We start from the raw sequence: 11,726 nt of genomic DNA, 5'->3' as shown, positions 1-11,726 counted from the left end.
CGCGCCTGGGACGGTGCGCGGGCGAAGCGAAAGGTACTGCAGGGCGCCGACGGCCGGTGCGGCGGGTTACTCGGCGGGCCGTTCCGCGGCGGCGGGGCCGCGCAGGGCGCGCAGGCCGCGGACGCCGACGGCGCCGACGGCGAGGCCGAGGAGCAGGGAGGTGACGGCGAGCAGCAGGTGGACCCAGAAGAAGGCGGTGGGCTGCCCGTGGTCGCCGTTGACGAAGGCCTGGCCGCCGGAGTCCTTCCAGAGGTTCTTGGCGAAGGTGGTCCAGATGACGATCGACCAGAGGCCGAAGGCGGTGAGGAACCAGGAGACCGGGCGGCTGAGCTTCATGGCGGGTCCTTCGCGGCAGACGGAATGCCCGTCCAGTATGCGGGGCCCGCCGATCGGAGCAGTGTGCGGTACTCGTTCGTGGTTTCGGGCGGGGGGCAGGGAGGGTGCCACGATCGGGTGGGTTACTTTCCCGGAATGCAGATAATCCGCCGGATCGTCGTGGGTTCGTCCGCCGTCGTGCTGCTGCTGGCCCCGGCCCGATCGGCGGCGGCCGCGCCGGGGGACGACGCGCCGCCGCCGCCCGCGGTGGTCGGCGGGGAGCGGCTGGCCGCGGCGGGGGTGCAGGTGGCGCCCGGCGCCGGGGCGCCGCCGCTGCCGGCCGACCTGACCGGGAAGTCCTGGGTGGTGGCGGACGCGGGCAGCGGCGAGGTGCTGGCCTCGTTCAACGCGCACGCGCAGCTGCCGCCGGCGTCCACCCTGAAGATGCTGTTCGCGGACACCGTGCTGCCCCGCTTCCCGGCCGCCGAGGTGCACAAGGTGGCGCCCGCGGAGCTGCAGGGCATGGGCACGGGCAGCAGCCTGGTCGGCATCAAGGAGGACCTGGACTACAAGGTCGAGGACCTGTGGCGCGGGGTGTTCCTGTCCTCCGGCAACGACGCCGTGCACGTGCTCGCGCACATGAACGGCGGGGTGGCGAAGACCGTCGCCGACATGCAGGCCCGCGCCGAGCAGTTGCAGGCCCGGGACACCCACGTGGTCAGCCCGGACGGCTACGACATGGACGGGCAGCTGTCCTCGGCGTACGACCTGACGCTGTTCGCCCGGGCCGGCCTGCGCAATCCGGAGTTCCGCGGCTACTGCGCGACCCGCACCGCGCAGTTCCCGGGCGCGGTGGACCAGAAGACCGGGCAGCGCGGGAGCTTCGGCATCGCCAACACCGACCGGCTGCTGGGCAAGTACCCGGGCCTGATCGGGGTGAAGAACGGCTACACCACCAACGCGGGCGCGACCTACACCGGCGCCGCGGAGCGCGGCGGCCGGACCCTGCTGGTGACGGTGATGCACCCGGCGAACAGCCCGAAGGTGTACGACGAGGCGGCGGCGCTGCTCGACTGGGGCTTCGCCGCGGCGGGGAAGGTCACCCCGGTCGGAACGCTGGCCGAGGAGGGCGCGGGCGCCTCCCCGCCGGCCGCGAGGCCGGTGGGCGACACCCCGGCCGCCCCGCAGGGCGGCGCGCGCGACGGCGGGGCCGCGCACGCGGCGGCGGGCGGGCCGGGCGGCGCGGCGACCTGGTCGGCGGTCGGGCTGTGCGCGGCGGTGGCGGCGGCCGGGCTGCTGCGGCTGCGGACGCTGCGCCGGCGGGAGGGCGGGCCGAGGGCCCGTTCCCGCCACCGGGCCTGACGGTCCGTCGGGCCCGGCGGGCGGCGGCGGTCAGGCCGCCCGGCGGGCCCGGGCGGCGCGCAGGGCGCTGCGCACGCCCCGGGTGGCGATCGGCGGGAGCACCGCGATGGCGATCCGGCGGGGCAGCGAGCGCGGCGGGCGGACCGCACCGCGGCCGCCCTCGGCGTCGTCCCAGGCGAGGCGGTGGCAGGGCTGTCCGGCGATGGTCTCGTCGTCGAGCCGGAAGCCCTCGGCCCGCCAGTCGCGGGCCAGCAGCTGCTTGCGGACCGCCTCGGGGTCGCCCCAGGTGCCGTAGAACTTCTCGGGGGTGAGCAGCACCGGGCGCAGGCCGAGGGTGAACACGGCCTCCCAGACGGCGGCGGCCACCCCGGGGGTGTGCGGGGCCCGGTAGTCGTCCAGGGCGACCACGCCGCCGGGGGCCAGCGCGTCGCGGGCGACCTTGATGTCGCCGATCACGTGCTCGTACAGGTGCGAGGCGTCGACGTGGACGAAGCGGCAGCTGCCGGCCGGGATCCGGCCGTCGGCGAGCACCGAGGTGGGTGCCTGGACCACCACCGGGAGTTCGGGGTGGAAGGCCAGGTAGTTCCGTTCGAAGGCGCGCCGGGTCAGGGTCTCCCGGTAGGACATGCTCATCTCGGCGGAGTTGCTGTCGTCCGGGGCGTCGAGGTCGAACAGGTCGCAGACGGTGAAGGTCTGGCCGGGGCGCAGGTAGGACCCGAGCAGGATCGCCGAGCGGCCGAGGTAGGTGCCCAGTTCCAGCAGGTCGCCGTCGATCCCGGCAGCGTTCTGGCTGCTCAGCAGGTGGGTGAACGCCTCCTGGTCGGCCCGGAAGAACCAGCCGGGTACGTCGTCGGGCGTGGCCGGGGCAGCGGCGGGGTCGGCGCTGATGTCGGTGACGGACACACGGTCTCCAGGGAGCGGGCCGGGGTGCGGGGGTGCGGTCCGGCGGTGCGGTCGGCCGGGGACGGGCCGAGCTGGTGTGACCGGGATCATAGTCAGTTGTCCGGTTCGCGGACAGTGGGTGAGCCCGGTGTTTCTCCTGCGGCTTCGAGGGCGGCCCGGGCCTGTCGGACGGCGCGCAGCCGGGCCTGCTCCGGGTCGGCGAGGGCCGTCCAGGCGGCGCAGTACAGCAGCAGCCGGGTGACGAAGTTCATCCACAGCAGCAGCGCCACGGGGACGCCGAACGCCCCGTACAGGCTGCGGCCGGCCACCGAGCCGAGGTACGAGGAGAGCAGCAGCTTCAGCAGTTCGAAGCCGACCGCGCCGATCAGCGCGCCCTCCAGCAGGGCCCGCCGGTGCTGGCCGGAGATCCGCGGGAACGGGCCGAGCAGGTAGGCGAAGAGCAGCAGGTCGGCGCAGACCGCGATCAGGAAGCCGAGGCCGGACAGCAGCCAGCGGCCGGCCCCGCCGCCGAGGCCGAGGCCGTCGGCGAGCCGGTGCGCGAGGGTGGTGGCGAGCGCGGAGGCGGCCAGCGAGGCCAGGCAGACCGCGCCGAGGCCGGCCAGCACCAGGCAGTCCCAGGCCTTGACCAGCACCGGGTTGCCGCCCTCGTCGGGCAGCCGCCACACGGTGCGGACGGCGCCGCGCAGGGTGTCCACCCAGCCGAGGCCGGAGATCAGCAGCAGCGCGCCGGAGACCAGTCCGACGGCGGCGGCGTTGGCGGCCATCGCACTCAGGTCGAGCGAGTCGGACAGGCCGGGCAGCTGGTCGGAGATCTTGTCCTGGAGCTGGCGGACCCGGGAGTCGGTGAGGGTGGCCAGCGCGATCGCCAGGGCCACCGTGAGCAGCGGGAACAGCGCCAGGAACCCGAAGAAGGTGGCCGCCCCGGCCAGCCGGTTCCCGTCGACGTCGGTGAACAGGAGGTACACGGCGTAGGGGCGGCTGCGCAGCACGCGGGCGGCGACCGGGCCGATCACGGGCAGCTTGGTGAGGAAGTCCACGCCTCGCTGTATACCCCGTTCGGGTCGGAGCAAGGGGGACCGACGTGGCCGATCGGGCCGCGCGGCGGCGCCCGCGCCCCCGCCCGCCGCGGTCCGGCGCGGCACGGGACAGCGGGCCCGGAGAGGTAGGATCGCGGCCGGTGAGGTCCGGATTCTGGCAACTTGTACGGACCCAGCCGGCCGCGCTCCCGGAGGAAAGGCTCGCGCTCCCGATGGCCCCCCGTCTGTCCGTCGTCGTCCCGATCTACAACGTCGAGCGCTATCTGGAAGAGTGTCTGGACTCGATCGCCGCCCAGACCTTCACCGACTTCGAGTGCGTCATGGTCGACGACGGCTCGAAGGACTCCAGCGCCGCGATCGCCGCCGCCTACGCGGCCGAGGACTCCCGGTTCCGGCTGGTCCAGCAGGTGAACAAGGGCCTGGGGGCGGCCCGCAACACCGGCTACCGGCACATCTCCGAGGGCTCCGAGTTCCTGGCGTTCGTGGACAGCGACGACACCATGCCGCCCTCGGCGTACCAGCTGATGATCAGCACGCTGGAGGAGACCGGCTCGGACTTCTGCACCGGCAACGTGCTGCGCTTCCGCGCCGTCGGCCACTACCAGTCCGGCGGCCACCGCAAGCCGTTCGCCGCGACCCGGCTGCGCACCCACATCACCGAGATCCCGGCACTGATCACCGACCGGACGGCCTGGAACAAGGTCTACCGCCGCTCGTTCTTCGACGAGGCGGGCGTGCTGTACCCCGAGGGCATCCTGTACGAGGACGCGCCGGTCAGCGTGCCGCACCACTTCCTGGCCCGCCGGGTGGACGTGCTCGCCGAGCCGATCTACCACTGGCGCGAGCGGGAGGTCGGCGAGATGTCGATCACCCAGATGAAGACCAACCCCAAGGGCGTCGTCGACCGGGTGAAGTCGATGGAGCTGGTCCGGGACTGGCTGTCGCAGCAGGCCGACCCCAAGTTCCGCAAGTACCTGCGCACCTACGACGAGAACAACCTGCTCGAAGAGATCCCGATGTTCTTCGGCTCGGTACTGGAGGACGACCCGGAGTACAACGCGGCCTACCTGGAGTCGGCCGGCCGGCTGCTCCGGGCGATCGGCCCCGAGCAGGTCCGCAAGCTGCGGGCGCCGCTGCGGCTGAAGTACCACCTGACCCTGCAGGGCCGGCTGGACGAGCTGGTCGAGCAGCTGCGCTTCGAGCAGGACAGCAACGGCGCCGCCCCGGCCCGCGGCCTGCTCCGCCCGTACGCCGACTACCCGTTCCTGCGCGGCGGCCGCAAGAGCGTCCCGGCGGACGTGCTGCGCCTGAAGAACGCGCTGGTGATGCGCTCGCGGCTGTACGAGGCCCGCTGGGCGGACGGCCGGCTGCAGCTCACCGGGCACGCCTTCCCCGAACACCTGGGCGTCGAGCACAAGCACGACATGATGAAGGTGCTGATCCTGCGCGAGGCCAGGGGCCGCCGGGTGATCGCGGTGCAGACCCGGGCCCAGTACAGCCCGGAGGCCACCGCCTCCTCCCCGCACGACCTGTACTCGTGCGACTGGGCGGGCTTCTCCGCGGTGATCGACCCGCAGCGGCTCAAGCACCGCGGCGCCTGGAAGGAGGGCTCCTGGCGGGTGCTGGTGGCGGGCGTCGGCAAGGGCGGCGTCTCCAAGGGCCGGGTGTCGGTCGGCTGGCACGACCGCTCCGAGCACCCGCCGGCGCACTGGGTCGAGGAGGACGTCCGGATCGTCCCGTGGTCGCGCGACAACCACCTGCTGCTGCGGGTGGAGCGGGTGCGGGCGCGGGCCGTGTCGGCGGCCGCGGCGGACGGCACCGTCGAGCTGCGCGGCCTGGTCCGCTCCGGGGTCGACCTGGCGGGCGCGGAGCTGCGGCTGCGGCACGCCGAGTCGGAGCGGGAGCTGTTCGCCGAGCTGGAGCTCGGCACCCCGGCCGGCCGCGACCTGCCGTTCGCGGCGCGGGTCCCGGTCGCCGAACTGACCGCGGTCCGGGTGGCCTGGGCCGCGCTCGACCCGGCCTCCGAGGAGCGCTCCCGGGACCGCTGGGACCTCGAACTGAAGCTCGCCGACGGCAGCGTGCTGCCGCTGGTGCTGGACGACCGGGCCGCCCCGGTGGAGCTGCAGCTGCCGCTCGACGGGGGCACCCGGATGCTGCGCGCCCAGCCCTCCCCGGGCGGGCACCTGCAGCTGGCCGACCAGGTCCTGCAGCCGGTGGTCGAGCAGGTCTCGCGGGCCAAGGACGGCGAGGGCTTCGTGCTCAGCGGCTCCTTCCCGCTGCCCGGCACGCACCGCTACGAGCTGGTGGTCCGGCACCTGAAGCGGCACGAGGAGCACGTCTACCCGGCGGAGGTCGCCGACGGCCGGTTCCGGGCCGCGCTGCCCGCCGTGCCGACCGCCTCCTTCGCGGGCCGGGTGCCGCTGCACAAGGGCACCTGGCGGGTGCTGTTCCGCCCGGTGGGCGCGCCGGCCGGCAGCGTCCGGCCGACGGCGGTGGTGGCGCCGTCGGCGTTCGACGCGCTGCCGCTGGAGGTCGAGGCCCGGGGCAAGCGGGTGGCGCTGGAGCGCCGCCTGTTCGACACCCTGTCGCTGGAGTCGCACGACCCGCTGGACTCCGGCGAGCGCAGCGGCTACCTGCAGCGCAAGCTGCGGCACTCGTTCCCCGCGCTGCAGGCCGAGCCGCTGGTCGACGCGGTGCTGTACCACACCGTGCGCGAGGACCCGTGGTCCTCGCAGGGCGGCCAGTACGCGGACTCGCCGCGGGCGGTGCACGAGGAGCTGGTGCGCCGGGGCCTGCCGCTGCGGCACCTGTGGACCTCGGTCGACCTGCAGACCGAGCTGCCGCAGAGCACCGAGGGCGTGCGGCACCGCTCGCCGGAGTGGTACCGGGCGCTGGCGACCTCGAAGTACGTGGTGGCCTCCACCCACCTGCCGACCTGGTTCCGCCGCCGCCCCGGCCAGGTGGTCCTGCAGACCTGGCAGGGCACCCCGCTGAAGCGGATCGGCAAGGACTTCGAGAAGGTCTGGTTCACCGACTCCGACTACCTGGAGCACCTGGCGCAGGAGGTCCCGCAGTGGAGCCTGCTGGTGGCCGGCTCGCGCTGGGCGGTGCCGATGCTGCGCCGGGCCTTCGGCTACGAGGGGACGGTGCTGGAGAGCGGCCACCCGCACAACGACGTGCTGTTCGCCGCCGACCGGGAGAAGACCGCCGAGCGGGTCCGCGAGCAGCTGGGCCTGCCGGAGGGCAAGCGGGTGGTGCTGTACGCGCCGACCTTCCGCGAGGACCGGCGGCTGCCCGAGGGCGGCTACCAGTTCAACCTGCAGCTGGACCTGGCGGCGGCCCGGGCGGCGCTCGGCGACGACCAGGTGCTGCTGGTCCGGGCGCACGAACTGGTCTCCGGGCAGGTCCCGGGCACCGGCGACGGCTACGTGTGGGACGTCTCGACCTACCCGGACATGGCGGAGCTGCTGCTGACCGCGGACGCCCTGGTGACGGACTACTCGGCCGCGGCGCTGGACTTCCTGAACACCGGCCGCCCGGTGCTGTTCTTCGCCTACGACCTGGAGCACTACCGGGACAACCTGCGCGGTTTCGCGCTGGACTACGAGACCAAGGTCCCGGGTCCGGTGCTGCGCACCTCGGCCGAGCTGATCGAGGCGCTGGGCGACCTGCCGGGGGTGGCCGCCGAGTACGCCGACCGGTACGCGGCGTTCCGCGAGGCGTACGCCGACCTGGACGACGGCGGGGCCACGGTGCGGGTGGCGGACGCGCTGCTGGCGGCGGGCGGGGACTCCGAGGATTCCGGGGATTCCGCAGAATCTGCCGGGAAGTCCTCCAAGTAAAATAATATAAGCAGATATCAATTCCCTCCCTTTGTAGGAAAAGGGAGGGAATTGACTTTTTGCCGACCCTTGTACTGGGATAGCGGGAATGTCCTCCCAGGTACGGCACCCCGCCACCACCGCCCGCCCGACCCGTGCCGAGGCCGCCGTGGCAGCCCTGCGCGACGCGGTCTGGGACGGTGGCGTGCTCGTCCTGCTCGGCGAGGGCCGGCTCGCCGACCGGCCCGGCGAACGGCCCGGGCAGACCCGGGTCGTCCTGGAACTGCGGCCGCTCGACGGCGGCCGCCGCACCGTCCGGCTCCGCACCACCCCGCACCACCTGCCCGAGGCCACCGACGACAGCGCGCAGAGCCGGCACGGCCTCGACTGGACCGGCTTCACCGCCCGGCTCGACCCCGCCCTGCTGCGCGCCCGCCCCGGCGCCGGGCCCGAACCGGCCTGGGAGGTCTGGGCCGCCGTCAGCTCCGGCCTGCGCCGCGCCCGCACCCCGCTCGTCCCGCACTGGTGCGGGGCCGGCGAATACCCCCCGGCCCGCTGGACCGGCCCGACCACCCAGCTGGTGCCCACCGCCCGCAACGGCACCCTGGTCCTGACCCTGCGCCGGCCGCGGGCCCTGGTCGACTCCTGCCGGACCCGCCCCGACGGCTTCGAGCTGCGCGGCGCCGCCGTGGGCCCGGGCGGCGGCCCACTGGTGCTGCGGCACCGCGCCACCGGAGAGCTGATCCAGAGTCAGGCGCACTGGCACGGGAGCGAGTTCACCGCCCTGGTCGGTACCGTCCCGATCCCCTCCCCCGGCCACTGGGAGCCCGAGCTGGCGCTGCCCGGCGGCCCGGCCCCGCTGGTGCTGCGGCACTCCCCCGAAGGGCCGCGCCAACTCCCGCTGCCGGACGGCTCGTCGGTCCTGTACGCCAAGCAACTCGCCGACCACTCCCTGCAGTTCTGCGTCCAGCCGGCCGAACCGCTGGTCGACCTGATCGCCCCCGCCCCCGGCGGCTTCGAGCTGGCCGGGGAGTTCCCGGCCGGCGACGGCCCGCTGGAACTGGTGCTCCGGCACACCGGCGACGGCCGCGAGCGCCGCGCCCCCGCCCGCCCCGCCCCCGACGGCCGGTTCACCGCCCGGCTGCCGCTCGCCCCGCCCGGCTCCGACGGCACCCCCCGCCCGCTCGCCAAGGGCGTCTGGGAGGTCCTGCTGCGCCCCGCCGGGTCCGGCCCGGGCACCGCCGGCCACCCGGTGCGGCTGCACCCGGCCGCCCTGCCCGCGCTGCCGGCCCGGGCCGCCGCCCTCGGCAAGTCCTTCCTGCTGCAGCGCCGCTGGCACGACACCCTGATCGTGGACAGCCTCCCGGTGCTGTCCGCCACCGAGCGCAGCGCGTACCGCCAGCACCGCCTGCGCACCGAGACCTACCCGGCCGCCCGCCGCCGCCCGCTGCGCGAGGCGGTGCTGTACGACGTGTTCGGCGGCCGCGGCCACGCCTGCCACCCGCGCGCCGTGCACGCCGAACTCGTCCGCCGGGGAGTCGAGTTGGAGCACCTGTGGGTGATCGAGGACGGGCAGGGACAGGCCCCGGAGGGCGCCCGCGCCGTCCGGCAGTGGAGCCCCGAGTGGTACGAGGCCCTGGCCACCTGCCGCTACCTGGTCGGCAACACGCACTTCCCGGACTTCCTGCGCCGCCGCGACGGCCAGCAGGTGGTGCAGCTGTGGCACGGCACCCCGCTGAAGCGGATCGGCCACCGGATGCCGCCCGGCTGGGCCGCCGCCGACGGCTACCTGGAGCGGCTGGACCGCGAGGTCCGGCAGTGGAGCCTGCTGGTCTCCCCCGGCCCGTTCGCCACCCCCGAGCTGCGCGCCTCCTTCGGCTACCGCGGCGAGGTCCTGGAGGCCGGCAGCCCGCGCACCGACCGGCTGGCCCGCCCCGACCCCGCCGAGGCGGCCGCGATCCGCCGCCGGCTGCGCCTGCCCGAGGGCCGCCGGGTGGTGCTGTACGCCCCGACCTGGCGCGACGACCGGCCCGGGCCCGGCGGCCGGCACGCCCTGGACCTGCGCCTCGACCTGGCCGCCGCCCGGGCCGCGCTGGGCCGCGACCACGTGCTGCTGTTGCGCCCGCACGTGCACGTCGGCGGGGCGCTGCCGGACGACGGCTTCGTCCGGGACGTCGCCGACCACCCGGACGTGCAGGATCTGCTGCTGGTCGCCGACGTGCTGGTCACCGACTACTCCTCGGTGATGTTCGACTTCGCGGTGACCGGCCGGCCGATGCTGTTCTTCACCTACGACCTGGCCCACTACCGGGACACGCTGCGCGGCTTCACCTTCGACTTCGAGCGGTTCGCGCCGGGCCCGCTGGTGGACGACCCGGAGCGGCTGGTGGCCGCCCTGCGCACCCTCGACCCGGCGCGGCACCGGGAGGCCCGCCGGCGCTTCCGGGAGCGGTTCTGCCCGCTCGACGACGGCGGCGCCGCCGCCCGGGTGGTCGACCGGATGCTCGCCCTCGGCGGCGGCGGGCGCTGACGGCTCCGGCAGCTCGAACGGGCCGGGCACCGGGAAGTACGCGGCGAGGAACCCGGCGACCGCCGGGCCCTGGTCGGCGTCGGTGTCCCCGTCGGCCAGGCAGAACGCGTCCAGGTCGCGGGCGGCCAGCAGGCCGGGCAGCCGGTCGCGGTCCGCGGCCCGGTCCAGCGCCAGGTAGTCGTGGCGCAGCGCGCCGTCGACGGCGTCGCCGCGGAGCTGGGCGTGGTAGAGCGCCAGGGTGACCGGGGCGATGTCGGTGGCGGCCCGGAACGCCGAGCGGCCGGTGGCCTCCCACTCCTGCGGCCAGTGCCGTTCGGCCCGCTCCAGCAGGCTGCGCCGCAGCGGGTGCGGGACGTGCGCGAGCACCCGGGCGAAGGAGCGGCCGTGGTCGCGCTCCAGCAGCCGGCGGGTGCCCTGCTGGACGGCGGTGTACACGTCCGGCCGGAGGGTCGGCGCGGCCGGCGGGATCCGGCGGGTGTCGCGGTACACCCTGGGGTGGCCGTTGCCGAGGAAGAAGTCCTCGGGTCGGACCGGGCGGCCCAGGAAGGTGTCGTCGTTGAAGTACAGGAAGTGCTCGGCCAGGCCGGGGACGCGGTGCAGTCCGGTCTCGATGGCGTGCGAGTTGAAGACCGGGCCGGCCGGCAGCAGGTCGCGGTGCGCGACCACGGTCAGGCCGGGCACGGCGGTGTCCAGCCAAGACGGTAGCTGGTCGTCGGTGACCAGGTGGACGTGCCGTATCCAGGGGGCGTACATGGCGATCGAGCGCAGGCAGTACCGCAGTTCGTCGTGGCTGCGGTAGCGGTGGTCGCTGTCGTCGTGGCTGCCGTCGTCGTGGCCGCCGCCGTCGTCGTCCCGGCCGGTGCCGAGCAGCCGGGCCCGGGCTGCGGCGCGGCGCTCGCGCCACCGGGGGTCGGTGTCGTCGACCCAGGTCAGCACGGCGTCGACGGGGAACCGGACGTCCTCCGGCAGCACGTGCAGGAAGGGCTCGGCGACGGGGTAGTCGCGGTCGCCGAGCCGGACCGTGCCGGCCGCCTCCAGCGAGGGCAGCCACCAGCCGAACGGGGTCTCGGCGATCGCGGCCACCGCCCCGGCGGAGGACTCCGCGGCGTCCCAGAACTCCAGGTCGCAGCCGTGCTCCTGGCCGTAGTGCAGGGTGCGGCCGGCGGTCACCACCGGCCGGTACAGCCGGACGCCCTTGACCCGCTCGGGGAGTTCGGCCGGTTCGGCGTCCTCCGGCTCCCCGGCCGGGGGCGGCGGGGGCGCCTCGTGGGCGGCGGTGGCGGCGGGCGCCTCCTCGGCGAGCACGGTGGCGTGCACCCGGTCGTGGCCGAGCAGCGCCGCGTAGACGGGGGCGCCGCGGAAGGCGGTGGCGATGGCGGCCAGCGCAGCCGCCCGCCGGCCGGGCGGCACGCCGAGCCGGTGGCGGACGCCGCGGTCGGGCACCAGCAGGTAGGGGACGGCGGTGGCGTCCAGCGCGGCGGCGGTCTCGGCCAGGTTGGCGAGCCGGGCCTGCGCGTCCAGCAGGTCGTCGCGGACCGTGGCCAGCCGGCCGTCGTGGCGGGTCAGCGACGGGTCGGCGGCGGCGAGTTCGTCCTCACGGCGGCGGCGCGGGTCGACCGGTGCGGGGGTGGGTGCCGGCGGGGCGGGCAGCAGGCCGCAGGCCCGCAGCGCGCGCCCGGCGAGCCCTCGTACCGGCTTGGGGACCGCCCGCCTGACCATCATTACACTCCCACCACGCCGATTTTACGGTGACCTTAA

General features: G+C 75.2%; 7 protein-coding genes and 1 pseudogene. 4 read left to right on the top strand and 4 right to left on the bottom strand.

Going from position 1 to position 11,726, the window contains the following annotated elements; translation table 11 throughout:
* Nucleotides 1–66: 66 nt before the first annotated feature.
* On the bottom strand, nt 67–336 hold the full coding sequence (locus tag ACIOHG_RS27865) for an SCO4848 family membrane protein (protein WP_400954481.1): 270 nt from the start codon (nt 334–336) through the stop codon (nt 67–69).
* Between the two features lie 135 nt (nt 337–471).
* On the opposite strand from ACIOHG_RS27865, the gene ACIOHG_RS27860 reads away from it, so the two are divergent.
* Nucleotides 472–1,677, top strand: a complete 1,206-nt coding sequence (locus ACIOHG_RS27860) for a D-alanyl-D-alanine carboxypeptidase family protein (protein WP_400954479.1) — start codon at nt 472–474, stop codon at nt 1,675–1,677.
* A gap of 30 nt (nt 1,678–1,707) precedes the next feature.
* Here ACIOHG_RS27860 and ACIOHG_RS27855 read toward each other — a convergent pair whose 3' ends face one another.
* Together ACIOHG_RS27855 and ACIOHG_RS27850 are read right to left on the bottom strand one after the other, a co-directional pair.
* On the bottom strand, nt 1,708–2,580 hold the full coding sequence (locus ACIOHG_RS27855; RefSeq protein WP_400954477.1) for a class I SAM-dependent methyltransferase: 873 nt from the start codon (nt 2,578–2,580) through the stop codon (nt 1,708–1,710).
* 92 nt (nt 2,581–2,672) lie between these two features.
* Nucleotides 2,673–3,617: a YihY/virulence factor BrkB family protein gene (locus ACIOHG_RS27850; protein ID WP_400954476.1), complete on the bottom strand. Its 945-nt coding sequence runs from the start codon at nt 3,615–3,617 to the stop codon at nt 2,673–2,675.
* A 212-nt stretch (nt 3,618–3,829) separates the two neighbouring features.
* Between ACIOHG_RS27850 and ACIOHG_RS27845 the strand changes: the two genes are divergently transcribed.
* Together ACIOHG_RS27845 and ACIOHG_RS27840 are read left to right on the top strand one after the other, a co-directional pair.
* Entirely contained in the window at nt 3,830–7,459 is a 3,630-nt protein-coding gene (locus ACIOHG_RS27845) for a CDP-glycerol glycerophosphotransferase family protein (RefSeq protein WP_400954475.1), read from the top strand.
* An 88-nt stretch (nt 7,460–7,547) separates the two neighbouring features.
* The gene (locus ACIOHG_RS27840; RefSeq protein ID WP_400954474.1) at nt 7,548–9,968 is read left to right on the top strand and encodes a CDP-glycerol glycerophosphotransferase family protein; all 2,421 of its coding nucleotides are present in this window, start codon (nt 7,548–7,550) and stop codon (nt 9,966–9,968) included.
* Nucleotides 9,969–9,977: 9 nt separating this feature from the next.
* Here the strand turns inward: ACIOHG_RS27840 and ACIOHG_RS27835 are convergent.
* Nucleotides 9,978–10,904 (bottom strand): annotated as a pseudogene (locus tag ACIOHG_RS27835) (stealth conserved region 3 domain-containing protein); the annotation flags it as partial.
* On the opposite strand from ACIOHG_RS27835, the gene ACIOHG_RS27830 reads away from it, so the two are divergent.
* Nucleotides 10,785–11,720, top strand: coding sequence for a hypothetical protein (locus tag ACIOHG_RS27830; protein ID WP_400954473.1), 936 nt, complete (start codon nt 10,785–10,787; stop codon nt 11,718–11,720). The pseudogene ACIOHG_RS27835 and the gene ACIOHG_RS27830 overlap by 120 nt on opposite strands.
* The last annotated feature ends 6 nt before the right edge of the window (nt 11,721–11,726 follow it).

Source organism: Kitasatospora sp. NPDC088134, from assembly GCF_044741705.1.
GTDB lineage: Bacteria > Actinomycetota > Actinomycetes > Streptomycetales > Streptomycetaceae > Kitasatospora.
Note: the sequence above shows the minus strand (reverse complement) of the source record. Positions and strands in the feature narration are given on the sequence as shown.